Genomic DNA, 21,047 nt, shown 5'->3' with positions numbered 1-21,047 from the left:
TAGCGGTGGTGTGCTGCAGAGCAGCACCTATGCGCATTTCGAAGAGTTCAATTTGGGGCGATGGAACTGGGCAGTGGCAAGTCAGATTACCTGCCCTCGATCGCCTTCAGATCGTCTTCCTGTTGCTTCTTCAGCAATTGCATCTCTGCCTGACGACGGGCCGCAACGGCGGGATCAGACGACGGCCCGACCTGGCTGTTCTTCGCCGCTGTGGTCCGCGCCCGCAGAGCTTCCTTCTCTTCAGGCGTGAACTGCGTGGTCTCGCCCTTTGGGTCGGGCGTGAAGTGCGGATAGGTCCCGGTGTTTACCGGTCCGGTCAACGGCGAATTCGCCATGGGTGTCGGGCTTGTATTGGCGCAAGCGCTCAAACCAGCAATCAGAACGGCGCCAACCCACAAGCGCATGATGATTTTGACCGGAAAGTTCATTGTGTGTCCTGACTGCAAAAAACGATATTCATCATGGTGATAAGAATTGCACGTTAGAGGGATAGCACCAATTTATGATATGATGTCAATATTGCGCATCGACGGGAGGAAGCGACTATATGGATAATCAGGGCGGTAAAGGCGGCAAAACCCCAAACCTTGATAATTATGTTGTCAAGGATCCGGAGGCCTTTGCGCGCAATGTCGCCCACATGATCGAGCAGGCGGGCAAGGCAGCATCCGCCTGGGTCGAGCCGCGCGAAAAGGGCCTGAAGCGCGATACGCTTGCCGATCCAGTAACCGACGTGGTGAAGACGCTCTCCAAGGTCTCCGAATACTGGCTGTCCGAACCTGCACGTGCGCTCGACGCCCAAACGAAACTTTTCTCCAGCTATATGGCCATCTGGTCCAATTCCGTCCGCCGCATGAGCGGCGAAGATGTCGAGGACGTGGTACTCCCGGAAAAAGGCGACAAACGCTTCACCGACGAGGATTGGGGCAAGAACGCTTTCTTCGACTTTCTCAAACAGGCCTATCTGGTGACGGCACGCTGGGCCGGCGAACTCGTCGAAAATACAGAAGGCCTTGACGAGCACACGCGGCACAAGGCTGCGTTCTACGTCAAACAGATCACCACGGCGGCATCGCCAAGCAATTTCCTGCTGACCAATCCGGAACTTTATAAGGAAACTGTCGCCAGCAATGGCGAGAATCTGGTCCGCGGCATGAAGATGCTGGCGGAAGACATTGTCGCCGGCGGTGGTGATTTGCGCCTGCGCCAGTCCGACCTGACCAAGTTTGCGCTCGGCGAGAATGTGGCGACGACCCCCGGCAAGGTGATCGCCCGCAGCGATGTTGCGGAAATTATCCAGTACGAGCCGACAATCAAGGACGTGTTGAAGCGCCCTCTCCTGATCTGCCCGCCATGGATCAACAAGTTTTACATTCTCGACCTCAACCCGGAAAAATCCTTCATCAAATGGGCGATCGATCAGGGCCATACGGTCTTTGTCATCTCTTGGGTCAATCCCGATGAGCGCCACGCGTTGAAGGACTGGACGTCCTATATCAACGAGGGCCTGCGCTTCGGTCTTGATACTATTGAAAAAGCCACCGGCGAAAGAGCTGTAAACGCTATCGGCTATTGTGTGGGCGGAACGCTCCTGAGCGCAGCGCTCGCGCTGTTCGCCAGGGAGGGCGAAGACCGCATCAAGAGTGCCACGCTATTCACCACGCAGGTGGACTTCACCCATGCTGGCGACCTGAAAGTCTTCGTCGATGAGGATCAGATCAGGGCGCTGGAAAGCGCGATGTCCGCAGAAGGCTATCTTGACGGCACGCGCATGGCCACGGCCTTCAACATGCTGCGCTCCGGCGACCTCATCTGGCCATACGTCGTCAACAACTATATGCGCGGCCGCGAACCCGTGCCCTTCGACCTTCTTTACTGGAATGCCGACGCTACGCGCATGAGTGCGGCCAATCATTCCTACTATCTGCGCAACTGCTACCTCGACAACAATCTGGTGCGCGGGATGATGAAGCTCGCCGGCGAGAACCTGTCGCTTGCTGACGTCAAGATTCCGATCTTCAACCTTGCCGCCAAGGAAGATCATATCGCTCCTGCGCTTTCAGTCTTTACCGGCTGCCAGTATTTTGGCGGCAATGTTACTTACGTGCTGGCCGGCTCCGGTCACATCGCCGGCGTTGTCAATCCGCCGGCCAAGAACAAGTACCAGTACTGGACAGGCGGCTCCCCGATCGGCGCATTCGACGAGTGGCTGGCGAAGACGACAGAGCATCCGGGTTCCTGGTGGAATCATTGGCAAAAATGGATTGAATCGCAGGACAAGGCACGCGTTCCTGCGCGCCAACCAGGCGAAAACAACATCGAGATTCTCGCTGAAGCGCCGGGAACCTATGTCCGCATACGTGTATGAAAATAGCCGTTAGATGCTGTGGATAGCCGCAAAGAAGATTTAACGACAATGGCAAGAAAGTGGCCAATCACGTTTTTGCCTCATTCTACCTATACTTGACGTCTTGTGCAGCCGACGAAAGTTCATTAACTCTGGCGACTCTCTGCCGGTGTTATTTGCACTTCAATAGAACTTCGCGAGCTTTCTGCTCTTTCAAAAGCGGACCGGACTGAACGTTTACAGGGCCCGGAAAAGACGAGACGGGGGAATCGTTGAACATACTGCTAGCTTCAGTTTCAGCCCTTCGGGCGAGTACGGTAGCGTGCGTTATTGTGCTTGCCGGCATCGCTGCAACTTCGTGCACCGCGACTGGATCAAGCCCTAACGTCACATCCGCCCTGACCGCCGCCTCAGAAAACGCCGCAACCGGCGATGTAAAGCACGCAGCCGATTCTTCACTGCCCTCCGGCGGAAGCCAAACGGTTAGTCCCGAAGCGCTGGCGCTGGCCGGCAGTACTGAAACGAATGCCCTGCAGGCGATAAATCAGGCAGCGACCAAGCCCGCCGACAGCAAGACAGCGCAAGCAGGTGCCGCAACGACACCGTCAGCAACGGACACCCAGCAAGCGGCTGCGACACCCGCTCCCGCCGAGGTGAAGCCGCCCGTCAAGACATCCCTGTTCGGCTCGAGCACGCCCGCCAAAGCAGAAGAAACCCAGCAGGTTGCCAGCGCAGCAACAGCCAGCGCCGAGCAGCCTGTAAAGACATCGCTGTTCGGAAGCTCGACAAAGGTGGAGCCGGCCCCACAGCCGACACAAGACCAAGAGGCACAAAAGCCCGCAGCGGAAGCAAAGGGCATTGATGCCAAAGCAGAAGCCGCCAACGCTGAACAAGCTGCAGCGCCCGAGAAAAAGCCAGCCACTGCGGCTCCAAGCAAGGACAACGGGCTTCTTCTCAGGCTCTTCTCCAACAATCAGACGAAATCCGCGGCCAACCGCCAGATCGCAATCATCGCGCCGAAATCGCAACCGAAGCTGCGAGCTGTCGAAGCATCGGTCCAGACTGCCTCGGCGCTCCCCTCTGCCGAATCATTTGCCGGTAAAACCGAACATTTGTCGTCGCTGCCCGGCGTACGGCCGAATGCCGGCATCCAGATCATGCAGCGCGACAGCCTCTATGATGATGATGACGTCGAAGCAGCCGCTGCTCCGGTAATTCTGGCTTCGGCTGCCGGTCTTGCGCGCCTTGCGCCGAACGGCCTCAAGGTACAGCGCGAAAGCGTCCAGGTAGCTTGCCTCAAGCCGCAGCTCGTCGGTATTCTCAAGACCCTTGAGCGCCGCTACGGAAAGGCGGTGATTGTAACGTCCGGTTATCGCAGTCCGCCCTACAATCGCCTGGTCAATGGCGCCAAGGCTTCTCTGCACATGTCCTGTGCTGCGGCAGATATCCAGATTCCTGGGGTTTCCAAGTGGGAACTCGCCAATTTTGCCCGCTCCATGCCGGGTCGTGGCGGTGTTGGCACTTATTGTCACACCGAATCGGTGCATGTCGATATCGGCCCACGGCGTGACTGGAACTGGCGCTGCTCACGCGGAAGAGCCTGAGCCGGTCAACGAAACAGGACCCGGAACCGCCGGTGTGCCTCATCCGTCGGGTTGGAAATCGAACAAATTTCATTTTTTCAAAAAAAGAATGCTTTATGGGGTTGCGGCGCAAAAACTGTTTCACTATAAGCCGCTTAACCGAGCGGCGCCCATCGTCTAGCGGTTAGGACGGCGCCCTTTCACGGCGCAAACAGGGGTTCGATTCCCCTTGGGCGTACCAGGTTTCTTCCCGGAAAATCAAAAGCTTATAATAAAAAGCTCCCACGCTTCACGCGCGGCTGCAAAGAAAACGGCCAGCTCTGAACAAGCCGGCCGTCTGGATACTTCGCTGATCTCGCCTAGTTGGCTGGAGCCGGTTTTGCCGGATCCGGCGCTGGAGTCGTTGGTGCCGGAGTGGGGGCCGCAGGCTCAGATGTGGTCGCTGGCGGCGTGGCTGTACCTTCGGCCGGCTTGTTGTCACAAGCTGCCAAAGTGAATGCAGCAACTGCAACAAACGGTAGGAAAAACTTGAGTTTCATCATGTCTCCTCCTGATGAGTTTCGTCCCTGCGCATAGAATGTGACAGTCTTGTAGATTAGAACAGTCCAGTTTTTTCAAGCTTTGTCACCGCCTGTTAGACAAAGTTATGCGACCCGAATCATGAGCTGACCTATCATAAATTACTGCCGCGACTCATATCGGCGGCAGTAGGGTTCGGTTCAACCTCCAAGCGAGCCCGATTCTCCCACCCCAGAGCAAACTAACCTGCCTTTCAGAGGCAGGTTTTTTTATGTGCGGAAGGTCTCTTCGATCGGCAACGTCCTGATCGATTGTTCTGGAGCGAGAGGTCGGCTAAACCGCTCGCATGATCTTCACATCCCCTCTCGTCACCGGCAGACTGGTTCAGCGCTACAAGCGATTCCTCGCCGATATCGTTCTTGATGATGGCATTGCGATCACAAGCTCGGTTCCCAATACCGGTTCCATGCTTGGCCTGACGGATCCCGGCATCAGGGTGTGGCTGTCGCTTTCTGATGGTCCCAAGCGCAAATATCCGCATACATTGCAGATGGTCGAGGCGCAGGGCACCATGGTCGGCATCAATACCGGGCTGCCCAACCGCATCGCCGAAGAAGCGATCCTTGCCGGCCTGCTGTCATCGCTGAGCGGCTATGCCGAATTGAAACGCGAGCAGAAATACGGTGCCAATTCGCGCATCGATATCCTGCTGCGTGACCCGGATCGCCCCAGTGCCTATGTCGAGGTCAAGAACGTTCATTTTTCGCGCAAGGCCGGACTGGCCGAATTTCCTGATTCCCCGACGGCACGCGGCGCAAAACATCTGGACGAGCTTGGCAACATGGTTGAAAATGGCCATCGTGGTGTCATGCTCTACGTCATCCAGCGCGGAGACTGTGATTGCTTGAAAATCTGCGGTGATCTCGACCCGGTCTACGCCTTAGCTTTTGAACGGGCGATGCGGCGCGGGGTTGAAGCTTACGCAGTAAAATGCCACATCACGCCTGCAGGTATTGTTGCGATAAGCACGATGCCGATTATCGATTGACGCCAACCGGACAGCACAATGGTCACCTATCTCGACGCGCAGAGCGCGCCTCTTAAAAACACCGGGCAGATCAGGCTTCACGGCCCGGAAGGGTTCGAGGCCATGCGCAAGGCATGCCAGCTGACAGCGCGCTGTCTCGATGAGCTCGCGTCGATCGTCGCGCCGGGCGTGACGACCAACACCATCGACCGATTTGTTTTCGAATTCGGTGCCGATCACGGCGCCCTGCCCGCAACCCTGAATTATCGCGGCTACACCAAATCGAGCTGTACCTCGATCAACCACGTGGTCTGCCACGGCATTCCCGATGACAAGCCTTTGCGTGAGGGCGATATCGTGAATGTCGACGTGACCTATATCCTCGATGGCTGGCATGGCGATTCAAGCCGCATGTACCCGGTCGGCGAAATCAAGCGCGCTGCCGAACGGCTGATGGAAGTCACCCATGAGAGCCTGATGCGCGGTATCGCTGCCGTGCGCCCCGGCGCCCGGACAGGCGCCATTGGTGCCGCGATCCAGACCTATGCGGAAGCGGAGCGCTGCTCGGTGGTGCGCGATTTCTGTGGCCATGGTGTCGGCCAGCTCTTTCACGACGCGCCGAATATTCTGCACTATGGCACGCCGAACGAAGGCGTCGAACTGCGTGAAGGCATGATCTTCACCATCGAGCCGATGATCAATCTCGGCCGGCCGCACGTGAAGGTTCTTGCTGATGGCTGGACGGCCGTTACCCGCGACCGCTCGCTGACCGCACAATATGAGCACACGGTAGGCGTCACCAATAATGGTTGCGAGATCTTTACATTATCGCCCGCCGGCCTGTTTGCGCCGGGCCTGAAACTCGAGTAGGAATGCGAGGCAGATGAGCGAAGAAAAGCCAGAACAGACTTTCTTCCTCAACGAGCCTTCCGCGAAACTCTCCCCAAAACAACCTGCCGTTGAGCCAGAAGACACCGAGCGCAACGCGGAGCGGAAGACCACGCCAGAGGAAGAGCCGCCGCACTATCTCGGCCATCGCGAGCGCATGAAAGAGCGCTTTCAGAACGTCGGGCATGCGGGATTCGCCGACTATGAAATGCTGGAAATGCTGCTCTATCGGTCGATCCGTCAGGGCGACACAAAACCGCTGGCCAAGGCACTTCTCGCCCGCTTTGGCTCGTTAGCAGAAGTTCTCGGCGCGCCCGAGCATCTCCTGCGCGAGGTCAGAGGCTGTGGTCCGGCGGTCGCATTCGATCTCAAACTGGTATCCGCCTTCACCCATCGCATCATTCGCAGCGATATTCGCGAAAAGACGGTGTTAAGCTCTTGGAGCAAAGTCATGGATTATTGCATTGCAGCCATGGCACATGAGACACGCGAGCAGTTTCGTATCCTGTTTCTCGACAAGAAAAACGCGCTGATCGCCGACGAAGTGCAGCAGGTCGGCACGATCGATCACACGCCTGTCTATCCGCGCGAAGTCATCGCACGGGCGCTGCAGCTCTCGGCGAGCGCGATCATCCTTACGCACAATCATCCCTCGGGCGATCCGACCCCCTCCAAGGCCGATATCGATATGACCAAGACCATCGCCAGTATCGGTGCACAAATGGGCATTGTCGTGCATGATCACATCATCATCGGCAAGAATGGCCATGCAAATCTCAAAGGGCTCAAACTTTTTTAGTCACAGCAACCACGATCAAATGCGCCGGACCGGAAGCCTTTATCTGAGTATTTGCTTTGAATGGAGGTTTGTATGAATCCGGTTGAGAAGGCGATCTGGTTTATCGAAGGGCATTTTGCCGAAGACATCACGCTGGACGATATTGCGGCTTCGGCTGGCCTGTCGCGCTTCTACATGTCGCGTGCATTTGCTGTTTTCACAGGCTGCTCCGTCAGTGGCTACTTACGTGGCCGGAGGCTGACCGAGGCAGCCAGGATCCTGTGCAATGGTGCCCCCGATATTCTCTGCGTCGCCCTCGATGCCGGTTACAGCTCCCATGAAGCGTTCACCCGGGCCTTCCGCGACCAGTTCGGCTTCACGCCCGAACAGGTCCGCGCACAGGGCCATCTCGAAAACATCCCATTGGTGGAGGCACTCAAAATGGACGAGTCATTTGTCGTAAATCTCGAAACACCCCGCATAGTCGAGGGCAAGCCGCTGCTCATCGCCGGAATTGGTGCTCGCTACAACTGCGAGACCAGCAAGGCGATCCCGTCACAATGGCAGCGCTTTGCCCCGCATTTCGGCCATGTATCGGGCCAGGTCGGTGATGTCGGCTATGGCGTCTGCTGCAACAGCGACGACGAAAACAACTTCGATTACATAGCGGGCGTGGAGGTTACAGACTTTTCCGACCTGCCGGCGGAGTTCAGCCGCGTACGTATTCCGGCACAGAAATATCTGGTCTTCGCCCACCGGGACCATATTTCGACGATCCGCAGCACAATGATGACGATCTGGGGCAAATATCTTCCCGAATCCGGACATGAGGTCGCCGACGCGCCGAATTTCGAGCGCTATGGTCCGGAATTCGATCCGCGAACCGGCAATGGTGGATTAGAAGTCTGGATTCCGGTCAAGAATTAATTTTCGAAAAGGGGCGGCAGCGCGGAGCTGCCGTCTCTCGATACGTCAATCCTGACATATCGCTGTCAGCACAAAATCCGCTATGATCAGCTCCCATGCCTGTGACTGGAGTGCCAACCATGCTGCAAGCCTGCTTGAACGGCGGACGAACGCGCGACTTCCATCCTGAAGTGCCCTTTACAGCGGCGGAACTCGCCCGCGATGCTGCGCGCGCCGTTAAGGCGGGGGCAAGCGAATTGCATATCCATCCCCGCAGTTCGGATGGCGCAGAGAGCCTCGATCCCGGCGATGTTGCGGCAGCACTCCTTGCGATCCGCAAAAGTGTCCCCGGCATCCCGGTTGGACTTTCGACGCACTGGCGCATCCCACCCGGCGGCAAGGCACGCCAGAAGCCAATAGAACACTGCGAGCTGCTTCCCGACTATGTCTCCGTCAATCTTATCGAGGAGGACGCGGCTGAAGTGATTTCGCTCGTCTTTGGCAAGGGCATCGCGGTCGAGGCAGGAATCTGGTCCATCAGCGATGCAGAGCGCTTTGTGACTTTGCCCGATGCCAGGAAATGCCTTCGCGTCTTGATCGAAATCAACGAACAGGACATCGAAGAGGGGCTCGCTGCTGCGACCGGGATCATAGAGGTCCTGGAGCGGGCCAAATTCAAACTCCCCATTTTGATGCACGGCGATGAAGCGGGTGTGTGGCCGATGTTCAAGGAGGCCATGGCGCGCGGTTACGACGGCCGTATCGGGCTGGAGGACAGCAATCTCCTGCCCACCGGCAAGATGGCCACTGATAATGCCGATATCGTCCGCGCTGCCGTTCTCCTTGCACGGGCATATTAGGGTCAGGATTTCTGTGGTGCCGCCAATGAAACGAGCGCGTCACCAGAAAGTCGATAGAAGACCTTCTCCTGCTGCTCCAGCGCACCGAGGGTTGCGTAGAAATTCAACAGCCGTGCATTTTCACGATCGGCGGTCCAGTCAATGCGCTTATGCCCGCGCTGCAAGGCAACCTCGGCAATCGCCCGCATCAGTCGTTTTCCCGCCCCGCTCCCCCGAAATGCCGCGCAAACGTAAAGCTCCTTCAAGAAAATGCCGGACTTCAGGCCCGGACCCGGATAGATCGTCGAAAACGCCGCAAAGCCGACGATGGTACTCGCTTCAGCGACCAGTATTTCGACCCCGGCAGGTAGGCGTGCAAGATCGCTCACAATCGTTTCCACTGAAGGGCAGAACACTTGGTAGTGGTTCTGCATTTCCTCAAACAGGAGAGCGAGCGCAGTGTTATCTGCTGGAATGTGCGGCCGGATCTTGATCAAGGGGTAAACTCCCGTGCATTGCAGATTGGGTTGATGCACAACGCTAACAAAAAGGCCGCTTGAAGCGGCCTTTTCTTATTCCCAACGAGCGGCGAAGGCTTATGCCTCGTCGTCGGTCTTCTTCTTGGCGGCCTTCTTCGGCGCTGCCTTCTTGGCAGGCTTCTTGGCTTCATCCGACTTGGCATCTGCCTCGTCGTCAGCCATCAGCTCTTCCTTGGTCACCTTCTTGTCGGTGACATTGATGTTCGAGAGAAGGTGATCGACAACCTTTTCCTCGAAGATCGGAGCGCGCAGATTGTTGACTGCTTCCGGCGTCTTGCGGAAGAATTCATAGATCTGCTGTTCCTGACCCGGATAGCGGCGAACCTGGTCGTAGACGGCGCGCTGAAGTTCTTCTTCGGTTACTTCGATGCCGGCCTTGTTGCCGATTTCCGAGAGCACGAGCCCGAGGCGCACACGGCGTTCCGCCAGCTTGCGGTACTCTTCGCGAGCTTCTTCTTCCGTCGTATCTTCGTCTTCGAAGGTCTTGCCGGCTTCCTGAAGGTCGCTGCCGATCTGTGCCCAGATGTTGTTGAACTCGGCATTGATCAGACGTTCTGGCGATTCGAATTTGTACTCGCCGTCCAGCGCATCGAGAATCTGGCGCTTGACCTTCTGGCGGGTGAACGTGCCGTACTGGCTCTCGATCTGCTCGCGGATGACCTGACGCAGACGATCGGCGCTTTCGATACCGAGCTTCTTGGCGGTCTCATCATTGATCTCGAGTTCGCCCGGCTTGGCAACTTCCTTGACGGTAATGTCGAAGGTTGCGTCCTTGCCTGCGAGGTGTGCCGCACCGTATTCGGCCGGGAACGTCACGTTGATCTGCTTTTCGTCGCCGGCCTTGACGCCGATCAACTGGTCTTCAAAGCCCGGAATGAACTGGCCGGATCCGAGAACGAGCGTTGCGTCGCTGTCAGTGCCGCCATCAAAAGCAACGCCATCGACCTTGCCGAGGTAATCCATGGTAACGCGATCACCGCTTTCGGCCTTGCCCTTCTTCGTTTCGAAGGTCTGGGCAGAGCTTGCTACGCGCTTGACCTGCTCTTCGACTTCCTCGTCGGTCACATCGACGACTTCGCGGACAACGCTGATCTTCGACGCATCCTTGATTTCGATGGCTGGCAGAACTTCATAGTTCAGCGAGAACTCGAAATCGGCCTGACCGCTCAGAACCTTTTCCGCTTCCTTCTCGTCTTCGGTCATGACGACTTCAGGCTGGGTAGCGGACTTTTCGTTGCGGTCAGCAAGGATGGTCCGCGATGAATCGCTCAGGATCTCGTTGACGACTTCAGCCATGAACGACTTGCCGTACATCTTGCGCAGATGGGCCATGGGCACCTTGCCGGGGCGGAAGCCATTGATGCGCGCTTTTGCGCTGGCGCCCTGGAGGCGTTCGGAAAGCTTTGCTTCCAGATCCTTGGCCGGAACAACGACCTTGATCTCGCGCTTCAGCCCTTCATTGAGCGTTTCAGTAACCTGCATGTCCAAACCTTCACTTTTTTAACATTTGTCCCGCCGTCGCCGGCTCGCTGGCCAAATTGCGGGAGAAAAACTGTCTGCCATCGTGGCTTCTGGTGCGGATGGAGCAAGCAAAGCTCCTGCCATCCACGTTGATTTTATTGCTTTATTTCTAACTCAACTCTCGATTTGCGGCACAGATTGTATCACAGAATGTGGCACAAAGTTGCGGAAGAAATTGCACCCTTACCGACTGGTCGCTCCCTTTACTTCCACTGCGTGTAAAAATCAATGGCAGAGCCATCGCGGGCGGTGAAATTGCAAATCTCAAGCCCTCCGCTACCCACGATTGCGTGGTGACAAGGAAATCGAACTGTGCAAGTCTGGATGCGTTGGGTTTTGAGACAGATGATATTTGGGTGCACCTTGTGCCGATGTGCAAAGTGCCGATCGTGTCGAGACTCCACGAGCAGCATATACTGAGCGTTGAATACCTGACTTGCATTACTTGACTTGATCGTCCGCTGAATGGGCCTTCCAGCTGTTCCAACCAGTTGATTACCCTGGCATTTGCCGGCGCGACGCATCGGAAGTCTGACTGTCATGGAGGCTACCCTTGTCACGAACGTTCATCTCAGCCATTCGGCTTGGCTTCACCGCCGTCATTTTCTCGGCATCTGCAGCATTGGCCCAAGAGGCCGCTGCTCCGCCTCCGCCGCCCGTGACGGTAGCGAAACCGGTCGTGCGCGACGTTATCGATGCCGATGAGTTCATTGGGCGGTTTGAAGCTGTCAATCAAGTGGCCGTCCGTTCCCGTATCGATGGTTATCTCGATACGGTGCATTTCAAGGATGGCGCCCTGGTCAAGAAAGGTGACCCGCTTTTCACGATCGACCAGCGTCCCTATGTGACTGCACTCGCACAGGCGCAGTCGGCGCTGGAGGTTGCCAAGACGACGCTCAACTATGCGGAAGCCCAGTTCAAGCGGACGGAATCGCTCACCGGCAGCGGCACGTTATCCGTCTCGACCCTTGACGACCAGCGGCGCGCTTTCCTGGCCGGCCAGGCCAGTGTAACCGGCGCCCAGGCTTCTGTTGACGGCGCCAAGCTCAACCTGATGTACACGGAAATTACGGCGCCCCAGGACGGCCGCATCGACCGCCGGCTCATCTCTGTCGGCAATCTGGTCAATGCAAACGATACGATACTGACCACCATCGTCCAGCTGGACCCGATCGACTTTTACTTCGATGTGGACGAGCGCAATCTGCTTAACTATGCGCGCACGGCCCGTGAAAACGGTCAAATCCTGCAGGAAGGCGGTGGAGGGCTTGAAGTTACGGTCAAGCTGACCGATTCCGGCGAACCGCCAGTCAAGGGCAAACTCGACTTTGCGGAAAACCGTCTTGACGCGGCGACCGGTACAATGCGCGTGCGAGCCCGCTTCGACAATCCCAAACTCATCCTGCAACCGGGGCTTTTCGGCCGCGTCGAAGTGGCCGCCTCGAACAAGTACAAGGGCATACTGATACCTGACGATGCGATCGGGTCCGACCAGAACGAGCGGGTCGTCTTTGTTGTAAGCGAGGACGGTACCGTCACACCGAAGCCGGTAAGACTGGGGCCGACTCTCTACGGCTACCGCGTCATCCGCGAGGGCATGACTGGCGATGAGACGATTGTTGTCAACGGATTGATGCGGATTCGTCCCGGTGCGAAGGTCAAGCCGGAACTTGTCGTACTGCCCCCGGAAAGCCCGTCTGTGGCGGGAGCCGGCCAATGAGGTTCGCGCATTTCTTCGTCGACCGGCCTATCTTCGCATCCGTTCTTTCCATCGTCCTGCTGATTGTCGGCGGTATCGCCTATACGCAGCTTCCCGTGGCGCAATATCCGGAAATTGCTCCACCGACGATTGTAGTGCGCACCTCCTATCCAGGTGCCGATGCAGAAACCATTGCCAATGTGGTGGCGACTCCCATCGAGCAGGAAATCAACGGCGTCGAGGACATGCTGTATATGTCGTCCTATTCGACGGCCGACGGATCGATGGCGCTGACGATCACGTTCAAGCTCGGTACCGACCTCGACAAGGCGCAGGTCCTTGTGCAGAACCGCGTCTCGATCGCCGAGCCTCGCCTGCCTGAAGAGGTGCGGAGGCTCGGCATAACGACGACGAAGAGCTCACCGGATCTGATGATGGTGATTCACCTTCTGTCGCCGGACAATCGCTACGATCAGCTTTACGTTTCGAACTACGCCCGGTCGCGTATTCGCGACGTCCTGTTGCGGCTCGATGGCGTCGGTGATCTCACGATCTTTGGCGAGCGTGAATTCTCCCTGCGTATCTGGCTCGATCCCCAAAAGCTGGCGGCCTATGGCATGACGTCGAGTGATGTCGTCCAGGCCCTGCAGGAGCAGAATGTGCAGGTATCCGGCGGTTCCATCGGCGGACCACCTGCCTCCGGAACGAATGCCTTCCAGTATACGGTAACAACCCAAGGCCGATTCAGTGATGCGAGGCAATTCCGTTATGTAATTGTCAAGGCGACAGAAAGCGGACGGCTTGTACAGCTGCAGGATGTCGCACGCGTCGAACTTGGCGCGAAGGATTACGTGACCAACAGTTACCTTGACGGCAGTCCTGCGGTCGCTCTCGGCATTTTCAACCGCCCAGGCACGAATGCCTTGGAGACCGCCGACATTATCAAAGCGACGATGGTGGACCTCGCCAAGGATTTTCCAGCCGGACTAACCTACGACATCGTCTACAACCCAACGGAATTCATCTCGGAATCGATCAACGAGGTCTATAAGACCATTCTCGAAGCCGTAATCCTCGTTGCCCTGGTGGTGCTTGTCTTCCTGCAATCGTGGCGGACAGCAATCATTCCGATCGTCGCGATCCCCGTATCGCTTATCGGTACGTTGGCATTCCTGCTGGCTTTCGGCTTCTCGCTGAACATGTTGACGCTGTTCGGTCTGGTGCTTGCCATTGGTATCGTCGTCGACGATGCGATCGTTGTGGTCGAGAACGTCGAACGAAACTTGGCGGCCGGGATGACCCCGAAACAAGCCGCGCACGTGACGATGGATGAGGTTGGAACGGCTGTTATCGCCATCTCGCTGGTGCTGATCGCCGTTTTTGTGCCCACCGCATTCATTCCAGGCATTACGGGTCAATTCTATCTGCAATTTGCCGTGACAATTGCTGTCGCAACTGCGATCTCCGCGCTCAATTCATTGACGCTTTCGCCGGCGCTGGCAGCAATCGTTCTGCGTCCACATGAGCACGCTACGCAACCGCGAAACCCCTTGACCCGTTTTGGACGAACACTTGCAAACGGCTTCAATACCGGGTTCGACAAGATGGCGTCTGGATATTCGCGGGTTGTCCGGGGACTTGTTGGTTCTGCGACAGGCTTGATAGCCAGCCTTCTGGTTTTCGTGGCTCTCCTCGGGGCTACCTGGTATATGGCGACAACTGTGCCGCGCGGCTTTATCCCCACGCTGGACCAGGGTTATGCCATCGTCGTCGTCCAATTGCCCGACGGCGCATCACTGGAACGCACAGATGCAGTGATAAAACGTGCATCCGAGATCGTCAGGAAGGTCCCTGGCGTCAGTAATGCTGTCGCCTTCGCTGGCTTCAACGGCGCCACTTTCACAAATGCCTCAAACTCCGGCGTTGTCTTTGCGCCGTTTGAACCATTCGAGGAGAGGCTCAAACATGGCCAGACCGCCAACGCGATCATTGGCCAGCTGTTTGGCAGCCTGCAGAGCATACAGGAAGCCTTCATCATCGCCGTGCCACCGCCCTCCATCCGCGGCGTCGGCAATTCTGGCGGCTTCAAGATGCAACTGCTCGACCGTGACAGTTCCGATATGCGCCGGGTTCTCGCCCTCGCCCATCAGATGATGGGAGAGGCAAACCAGACGCCCGGTCTCACAGGCGTCTTCACAACATTCTCGGCATCGAGCCCGCAATACTTCCTCGAAATTGACCGCGACAAGGCGCGGGCACTCAATGTCCCGATACCGAACATCTTCGAGACATTATCGATCAACCTTGGCACCTCTTATGTCAACGATTTCAATGCTTTCGGGCGGGTTTATCAGGTTCGGGCGCAAGCTGACCAGCCGTATCGCATGGAACGTTCGAACATTCTCGATCTGAAGGTGCGCTCGTCAACCGGCGCGCTCGTGCCGCTCGGCACGCTGGTCGATATCAGGGATACGACCGGCCCCTCGCTGGTGCAACGGTACAATATGTACGTTTCCGTACCGTTGCAGGGCAACCCGGCTCCCGGCGTATCCACGGGCGACGCGCTCGACAAGATGGAAGCATTAGCGACGAAAACGCTACCACCCGGCACGACTTTCAACTGGACGGAACTCGCGTTCCAGGAACGCAGCACCGGCAACACGGCGATATTCATCTTTGGCTTGTCGGTAATCTTCGTCTTCCTTGCACTCTCGGCGCAATATGAAAGCTGGGTGCTACCGCTGGCGATCATCCTGATCGTTCCGCTGGCCGTGCTCGCCGCGCTCATAGGCGTCAGTCTGCGAGGTATGGACAACAATATCCTGACGCAAATCGGGCTTGTCGTCCTGATTGGCCTCGCCGCGAAGAACGCCATCTTGATCGTCGAATTCGCGCGTCAGCACGAGGACGACGGCGCTACGCCGGTGGAAGCCGCCATCGAAGCGAGCCACCTGCGTCTGCGTCCGATCCTGATGACAGCATTTGCCTTCATCTTCGGCGTTGTGCCGTTGATGATTGCAACGGGTCCAGGTGCAGAAATGCGCCAGTCGTTGGGTACGGCGGTGTTTTCCGGCATGCTCGGCGTCACCTTCTTCGGTCTGTTCCTGACACCGGTCTTCTATGTTGCGCTTCGCTCCCTCCGGCGCAAGCCAAAGGCGGTCGTCGAGACACCAGCGCGGGGCTTTTAGCAGCTCCGCGCCAGATTTTGGTATTAGCCCTGACAGGCTAGCCCAGAGTGGCATATTGCTGCTTACAGCTTGAATCCTACACTTCAACGTCTGCGGAAAGTGCAACGGCGTTAGTGGAGGGTCAAATGGCGACTTATCGGACGGGCACGATATACACCAGCGTGGTCGATACTTGGGAGACACCAAGGCGACTAAATTGTCAAGGAAAGAACTGATATCCCTCAATCCGCATCTTGCAGATGTTACCGAGATTGAGCCGGGAATACCCGTTGATGTCCCCTATAATTTGCGCAGGGAGATACTCCTCGACTCGGTGCTGATACGGGAAAACATTGCGGCTCAACTGTCAGCCTACCAGATAGCGAGAGATGAACTCCTGATGGATATTGCCGAATTTCCCGGCGAAAGTCACAACAATCCCAGGATAACCCTGTATCATTCCACGACGACTGGAGGCGCAGCACCCGACGAGGTTGCATGGTGCTCCTCCTTTGTGAATTTCTGCGTCGAACGGGCCGGCCTGCAGGGTACGGATAGCAAGGCCGCGCGATCCTGGCTTCAATTTGGTGTGAAAGTGCCGAGACCCAAATGGAGAACCGGCGATATATCGTGTTCAAGCGCGGGACGTCGACTTGGCAGGGGCATGTCGGATTTCTGGTTGACACTTCCGGCCACGACCGAGGGTCCTCGGAGGAAATCAGAACGATCGCCTCTGCATCGCCACGCCATATCCGTACAGCGCAATATTGTCAGTGCGCCGCGCATCTTGAAAACGCCGGAAAGCCCGCCAGGTAAAAGAGCGGCCGCATCGAGCGCGTGATACGGCCTTCTATCGCTCCCGACACGGGATCTTGTCTCAGAGGAGCTTAGTCATGGCCCGTAGGGTCGTTATCGAAGTGGGCGAAGAGCTGATCAGCGATCTTCACCCGGTCTTCGTTGGGGTAGAACCTGTTGGCCAGGATCACGATACCCATCCGCTTCTGCGGAACGAAAGCGACATAGGCGCCGAACCCGTTCGTCGATCCGGTCTTGTTGATGAGGACGTCTTCGCGCGGGGGAAGAGGAGGAGTTATCCGCTTGACCGGAAGCGCTGGCCTTGAAGTCCTCTGGGAATTGCCTTCGAGCAGCGCGGGAAGTTCGGCCGGATAGTCATATTGTTCCCATACGAGGTCCTGGGTCATTTCGCCTACCCTGAAATAGCCTGCATGCGTATTCCTTATTGCGCGCCTCAACTTCTCGTCCAGCGGAACGAGGTTCATATTTGCCTTCAGGAACTGGATCAGGTCAGCCGCCATCGTTCGCACACCGTAAGCTTCCGATGACAGGACTGCACTTGTCATACGTACGGGCTTGCCGTTCTTCGTATAACCCTGCGCATAATCCGCCATCCTGTCGCGAGGGACGTTGATGTAGCTGTTGGCCATACCCATCGGTCGAAACAGTTTCTGCTCGACCAGCGTAGCAAAATCCTCCTTCATGCTGTGGGCCGTTATGTAGCCAAGCATGCCGATGCTGGGATTGGCATAGGTCCTGTGCGTACCGGGCAGATAGGCGGGCTGCCATTCCTTGAAATATTTCAGCAACTGCTGTTCGTTCTTGATGTTCTCCGGCACTTGCAGCGGAAACCCTCCCGGTGTGTGTGTCGCAAGGTGCAGAAGCTCCACATCGCCAAACGGACTGCCGCGTAGTGCTTCAACGTACCTGCCCGCCGGATCAGTCAGTGCGAGATATCCGCTGGCTGCCGCGTAAGTGGCGAGCGTTGCCGTGAAAGTCTTGCTGATCGAACCGATCTCGAACAGCGTTTTGTCCGTTACCGGCTTGCTGCCCTCTTTCGTTGCTCTCCCATAATTGAAAACATAGGATTTCCCGTCAACAACGACCCCGACGGCCATGCCGGGAATGCCGCGCTGTTTCATGACAGGCCGTATGGCCTCGTTCACCCAGCCCTCAACCACATCTCGTTGATCTTCCGCAGCGTGAACAGAGGTCATTGCCGTGGTAGAAACAAATATTGTCGCGATGATCGGGGCCAAGAATTTCAGGCTCATCTGCTTTATATCCTTCAAAAAAATCGGGTCTGGTGTCCTCGCTCCTGAGTCGTGCTGTCTTGTCATTGGCCAGCCTCGCACCGATCTTCGTGCAAAAGATAAGCGAGCGACTTGGATTTAATGGAGCTGTAATCCACTCACAAACAATGATATCTCGACGCTGCTATAAGAAAAACTTGGGGTTCGTGAATGGTGCGACCGTTTCTTCCTTTGAACGGGCTTCGAGCGTTCGAGGCCTCCGCGAGACGTTTGAGTTTTACGCGCGCCGCAATTGAGCTGTGTGTCACGCAGGCAGCAGTGAGCCAGCAGGTGAAGAGCCTCGAAGCGCGGCTCGGAGCCAAGCTTTTTCATCGCCTTCCGAGAGGACTGAAGCTGACAGCAGAAGGCGAAGCGCTTCTTCCCACTGTGTCGCTCTCGTTCGACAAGCTTGCCGATACGCTCGGCCGGGTCGAGGGCGGCCACGTTCGAGAATTGCTCTTCGTCGGCGCCGTGGGCACCTTTGCCATCGGTTGGTTGCTCCCGCGGCTGGCAGATTTCCAACAGCAATTTCCTTATATCGACTGCGATTATCGACGAACAACAATCGGGTTGATCTCGCTGCGGAGGGTCTCGATTTTGCCATCCGCTTCGGCAGCGGAGCCTGGCATGCCACGGATACGATCCGCCTCTTTGATGCACCATTGTCGCCGCTCTGCATTCCACGAATGGCCGAGGCACTGCGCGAGCCCGCCGATCTTGCCAATTGCGCGCTCTTGAGAAGCTATCGCTCGGACGAATGGACCAGCTGGTTCGCGGCTGCCGGTATTCACGCGCCACCCCAAGCCAACAAGGCGATCGTTTTCGATTCCTCCCTTGCGATGGTGGAGGCCGCCCTGCAGGGGATCGGTGTGGCGCTGGCACCGCCCTCGATGTTTTCAAGGCATCTCGCTTCGGGAGCAATCGAGCAACCCTTCCCGACGACCATTTCTTTGGGTAGCTATTGGCTCACCCGTCTTCAGTCCCGCTCGCAGACGCCGGCAATGCTGGCGTTTTCAAGCTGGATCAGGACAACGGCGTGATTGGAATACTGTCTTGGTCGGCCCCGCTTCGCAAATCCCGATTCGGCGGAGAATGGAGGAAATGCGGCGGCCCTGTCGAATTGCTGTTTCGGTATGCGGATTTTCCATGCGAGATTGTCGCATCTGAATTGGTGAGTCTGCCGTAGGGAGATGGCAAATGAAACGCAAAACTCTTCTCTTGGCCTCATGCGCGGCGATTGTTTCGGCCACCGCCGCGACTGCGGCCGACGCGATCATCGTCGCTGAACCGGAACCCGTCGAATATGTTCGTGTCTGTGACGCCTACGGCGCAGGTTTCTTTTACATTCCCGGAACGGAGACCTGCCTGAAGGTCAGCGGTTATGTCCGCTACGATATCAGAGGGGGCGATGATGCGTATACGGGTGCTGAACGCGATACATGGTCCAAGCGTAGTCGTGCAACACTTCGCTTTGATGCGCGCTCCGAAACGGAATTGGGCACACTACGCTCCTTCGTCCAAACATTTATCCAGTTCACCAACGGGAGTACCGCCAGCTTCCTCCCGCACGGCTATATCGAACTCGGCGGCTTTCGCATCGGCGCGACGGATTCCCAGTTCACGTCCTGGACCAACTACGCTGGCGATTTGATCAACGACGACGTCGTTGCATATGGTCCGTATTCTGACGCTCCTACCAACCAGGCCAATTACACCTTCAAGGGTGGCAACGGCTTTTCAGCTATGTTCGGCCTGGAACAGGGCAGCGACGGCGACTTCGGCTATTCCGATGAGGAGCTCGAGAAAATCTACGTCATCGATGACTACATGCCCCATCTGGTTGGCGGTCTCAAACTGGAACAAGACTGGGGCTCCATTGCTGCCGTCGCCGCATATGACGCGTTGGACGAGTCCTGGGCGGGCAAGGCCCGCATTGACATGGAATTCACTGAAGCAATTTCCGCCTTTCTCATGGGCGGCTGGCAGTCCGACTGGGACAGCAATATTGGTGTGAACAGCTATTACGCCAACTGGGAAGGCGATTATGCTTTATGGGCCGGATTCGCCGCGAAACTGTCGGACAAGGCCACGTTGAACGGTCAGGTAGCATACGAGGAATATGGCAATATCTCCGCCGCCTTGAATGTGCGGTATAAGCTCGTCCCCGGTTTCGACGTTATTCCGGAAATCAGCTATACCAGCTACAACGACGACCGCGGCGATCCCATTGAGGGCCGACTTCGACTGCAACGCAATTTCTAGGCGTGCGATGGTGTTGAATTGCGCTGACTTTTACGACGCCGAACTGCGACGGCACAACGAGGTCTTTCGCGCTGCCGTTAGGGTTGGAAGGCGCGACCGCGTGCTCGATATTGGATGCGGTGCGGGACAATCCACTCGTGATGCTGCCTGCGTCGCTGTCGAAGGTAGCGTGCTTGGCATAGACCTGTCGCCGGAAATGCTCGAGACCGCCCGCCGGCGTAGCGGAGAGGAAGGGTTGCAGAACGTCATTTTTGAGCAAGGCGATGCGCAACGGCAGGCGTTTCCGTCTGCTAGTTTCGATCTGTGCATCAGTCGATTTGGAGTGATGTTCTTTGCCGATCCCGCGGCGGCGTTCGCCAACATCGGCCGGGCGATGCGACCAGGAGCGCGTCTGGTGTGGATGGTGTGGCAAAGCCAAGACCGCAACGAGTGGGCGACGGCCATTCAACGGGCGCTTGCACCGGGGACTGCCATATCGGCGGGTACTGCCCCCGCGTTTTCGCTTGGCGAGCCTGCCATCGCTGCGGAGATCTTGAGGACAGCTGGTTTTACTTCGATCGACTTTGCCGAGGTGCACGAACCGGTCTTCTACGGTCTGGACGTCGATGCGGCATATGACGCTTTGCTCGGCTTGCAATTTATCAAGGATCCGCTGGCCCGGGCGAATGTGGACGATGACGCGCTACAGCGGTTACGCGATTTGGTCGAAACGCACATGTCTGCGGAGGGTGTGCTGTTTGACTCGCGTGCATGGATCATCACTGCACATAAAAGCACAGATTAAAGCGATCAGTTTGGTCAGGTTCGTCTCAACTGCAGTGACGCATCGATAGACTCAAAAGATTTCGCAACGTCTTGCGCGAATGTCGGGCTCTTCGTGATCGA

The 21,047-nt window shown here is 56.9% G+C and carries 16 protein-coding genes, 1 tRNA gene and 1 pseudogene; 14 read left to right on the top strand and 4 right to left on the bottom strand.

What is annotated here, in order from left to right:
- Positions 1 to 86 precede the first annotated feature (86 nt).
- Positions 87 to 428, bottom strand: coding sequence for a hypothetical protein (locus BLM14_RS07900; RefSeq protein WP_099998870.1), 342 nt, complete (start codon positions 426 to 428; stop codon positions 87 to 89).
- Between the two features lie 119 nt (positions 429 to 547).
- On the opposite strand from BLM14_RS07900, the gene phaC reads away from it, so the two are divergent.
- The 8 genes from phaC (at position 548) to BLM14_RS07855 (ending at position 8,908) form a co-directional block, all read left to right on the top strand.
- A complete protein-coding gene (gene phaC, locus BLM14_RS07895; protein ID WP_099998869.1) occupies positions 548 to 2,368 on the top strand; it encodes a class I poly(R)-hydroxyalkanoic acid synthase in 1,821 nt (606 codons plus the stop codon).
- A 251-nt stretch (positions 2,369 to 2,619) separates the two neighbouring features.
- Complete coding sequence (locus BLM14_RS07890; RefSeq protein ID WP_237143494.1) at positions 2,620 to 3,951, top strand: YcbK family protein; 1,332 nt, start codon at positions 2,620 to 2,622, stop codon at positions 3,949 to 3,951.
- A 145-nt stretch (positions 3,952 to 4,096) separates the two neighbouring features.
- Positions 4,097 to 4,171 (top strand) — tRNA-Glu (locus BLM14_RS07885).
- A gap of 624 nt (positions 4,172 to 4,795) precedes the next feature.
- Positions 4,796 to 5,497: a DNA/RNA nuclease SfsA gene (gene sfsA, locus BLM14_RS07875; RefSeq protein WP_099998868.1), complete on the top strand. Its 702-nt coding sequence runs from the start codon at positions 4,796 to 4,798 to the stop codon at positions 5,495 to 5,497.
- A gap of 18 nt (positions 5,498 to 5,515) precedes the next feature.
- Positions 5,516 to 6,346, top strand: coding sequence for a type I methionyl aminopeptidase (gene map / locus BLM14_RS07870; protein WP_099998867.1), 831 nt, complete (start codon positions 5,516 to 5,518; stop codon positions 6,344 to 6,346).
- Positions 6,347 to 6,359: 13 nt separating this feature from the next.
- On the top strand, positions 6,360 to 7,163 hold the full coding sequence (gene radC / locus BLM14_RS07865; protein WP_099998866.1) for a RadC family protein: 804 nt from the start codon (positions 6,360 to 6,362) through the stop codon (positions 7,161 to 7,163).
- 72 nt (positions 7,164 to 7,235) lie between these two features.
- The gene (locus tag BLM14_RS07860; RefSeq protein WP_099998865.1) at positions 7,236 to 8,069 is read left to right on the top strand and encodes an AraC family transcriptional regulator; all 834 of its coding nucleotides are present in this window, start codon (positions 7,236 to 7,238) and stop codon (positions 8,067 to 8,069) included.
- Between the two features lie 119 nt (positions 8,070 to 8,188).
- Positions 8,189 to 8,908, top strand: coding sequence for a 3-keto-5-aminohexanoate cleavage protein (locus BLM14_RS07855; RefSeq protein ID WP_099998864.1), 720 nt, complete (start codon positions 8,189 to 8,191; stop codon positions 8,906 to 8,908).
- A 2-nt stretch (positions 8,909 to 8,910) separates the two neighbouring features.
- Here the strand turns inward: BLM14_RS07855 and BLM14_RS07850 are convergent, their stop codons facing one another.
- On the bottom strand, positions 8,911 to 9,321 hold the full coding sequence (locus BLM14_RS07850) for a GNAT family N-acetyltransferase (protein WP_100001092.1): 411 nt from the start codon (positions 9,319 to 9,321) through the stop codon (positions 8,911 to 8,913).
- A 162-nt stretch (positions 9,322 to 9,483) separates the two neighbouring features.
- Positions 9,484 to 10,908, bottom strand: coding sequence for a trigger factor (tig, locus tag BLM14_RS07845; protein ID WP_099998863.1), 1,425 nt, complete (start codon positions 10,906 to 10,908; stop codon positions 9,484 to 9,486).
- 592 nt (positions 10,909 to 11,500) lie between these two features.
- Here tig and BLM14_RS07840 point away from each other — a divergent pair.
- Together BLM14_RS07840 and BLM14_RS07835 are read left to right on the top strand one after the other, a co-directional pair.
- Entirely contained in the window at positions 11,501 to 12,667 is a 1,167-nt protein-coding gene (locus tag BLM14_RS07840) for an efflux RND transporter periplasmic adaptor subunit (RefSeq protein WP_099998862.1), read from the top strand.
- Positions 12,664 to 15,834, top strand: a complete 3,171-nt coding sequence (locus tag BLM14_RS07835; RefSeq protein ID WP_099998861.1) for an efflux RND transporter permease subunit — start codon at positions 12,664 to 12,666, stop codon at positions 15,832 to 15,834. Before BLM14_RS07840 ends, BLM14_RS07835 begins: the two co-directional genes overlap by 4 nt.
- 866 nt (positions 15,835 to 16,700) lie before the next feature.
- Here BLM14_RS07835 and ampC read toward each other — a convergent pair.
- A complete protein-coding gene (ampC, locus tag BLM14_RS07825; RefSeq protein WP_099998859.1) occupies positions 16,701 to 17,882 on the bottom strand; it encodes a class C beta-lactamase in 1,182 nt (393 codons plus the stop codon).
- Positions 17,883 to 18,071: 189 nt separating this feature from the next.
- Here ampC and BLM14_RS31735 point away from each other — a divergent pair.
- From BLM14_RS31735 to BLM14_RS07810, 4 genes and pseudogenes are all read left to right on the top strand, one after another.
- Positions 18,072 to 18,212: pseudogene (locus tag BLM14_RS31735) on the top strand (LysR family transcriptional regulator); the annotation flags it as partial.
- Positions 18,161 to 18,940 carry a LysR substrate-binding domain-containing protein gene (locus BLM14_RS07820; protein ID WP_237143528.1) on the top strand — a complete coding sequence of 260 codons (780 nt, stop codon included), beginning with the start codon at positions 18,161 to 18,163 and terminating at the stop codon, positions 18,938 to 18,940. The pseudogene BLM14_RS31735 and the gene BLM14_RS07820, both read left to right, overlap by 52 nt.
- Before the next feature lie 157 nt (positions 18,941 to 19,097).
- Positions 19,098 to 20,162 (top strand): porin, encoded by a 1,065-nt coding sequence (locus BLM14_RS07815; protein WP_099998858.1) that lies wholly within the window; start codon positions 19,098 to 19,100, stop codon positions 20,160 to 20,162.
- Between the two features lie 7 nt (positions 20,163 to 20,169).
- Positions 20,170 to 20,946, top strand: a complete 777-nt coding sequence (locus tag BLM14_RS07810) for a class I SAM-dependent methyltransferase (RefSeq protein WP_099998857.1) — start codon at positions 20,170 to 20,172, stop codon at positions 20,944 to 20,946.
- Positions 20,947 to 21,047: the final 101 nt, after the last annotated feature.

Origin of the sequence: Phyllobacterium zundukense (assembly GCF_002764115.1) — a bacterium.
Taxonomy (GTDB): Bacteria; Pseudomonadota; Alphaproteobacteria; order Rhizobiales; family Rhizobiaceae; genus Phyllobacterium; species Phyllobacterium zundukense.
The sequence above is the reverse complement of the archived record's forward strand: the minus strand, read 5'-3'. Positions and strand labels throughout refer to the sequence as shown.

Bases quoted from the DNA above. Each gene is read 5' to 3' on its own strand.
- BLM14_RS07900 (WP_099998870.1), bottom strand. From the start codon at position 428: ATGAACTTTCCGGTCAAAATCATCATGCGCTTGTGGGTTGGCGCCGTT.
- phaC (WP_099998869.1), top strand. From the start codon at position 548: ATGGATAATCAGGGCGGTAAAGGCGGCAAAACCCCAAACCTTGATAAT.
- sfsA (WP_099998868.1), top strand. From the start codon at position 4,796: ATGATCTTCACATCCCCTCTCGTCACCGGCAGACTGGTTCAGCGCTAC.
- map (WP_099998867.1), top strand. From the start codon at position 5,516: ATGGTCACCTATCTCGACGCGCAGAGCGCGCCTCTTAAAAACACCGGG.
- radC (WP_099998866.1), top strand. From the start codon at position 6,360: ATGAGCGAAGAAAAGCCAGAACAGACTTTCTTCCTCAACGAGCCTTCC.
- BLM14_RS07860 (WP_099998865.1), top strand. From the start codon at position 7,236: ATGAATCCGGTTGAGAAGGCGATCTGGTTTATCGAAGGGCATTTTGCC.
- BLM14_RS07855 (WP_099998864.1), top strand. From the start codon at position 8,189: ATGCTGCAAGCCTGCTTGAACGGCGGACGAACGCGCGACTTCCATCCT.
- BLM14_RS07850 (WP_100001092.1), bottom strand. From the start codon at position 9,321: ATGCAGAACCACTACCAAGTGTTCTGCCCTTCAGTGGAAACGATTGTG.
- tig (WP_099998863.1), bottom strand. From the start codon at position 10,908: ATGCAGGTTACTGAAACGCTCAATGAAGGGCTGAAGCGCGAGATCAAG.
- BLM14_RS07835 (WP_099998861.1), top strand. From the start codon at position 12,664: ATGAGGTTCGCGCATTTCTTCGTCGACCGGCCTATCTTCGCATCCGTT.
- ampC (WP_099998859.1), bottom strand. From the start codon at position 17,882: ATGAGCCTGAAATTCTTGGCCCCGATCATCGCGACAATATTTGTTTCT.
- BLM14_RS07815 (WP_099998858.1), top strand. From the start codon at position 19,098: ATGAAACGCAAAACTCTTCTCTTGGCCTCATGCGCGGCGATTGTTTCG.
- BLM14_RS07810 (WP_099998857.1), top strand. From the start codon at position 20,170: ATGGTGTTGAATTGCGCTGACTTTTACGACGCCGAACTGCGACGGCAC.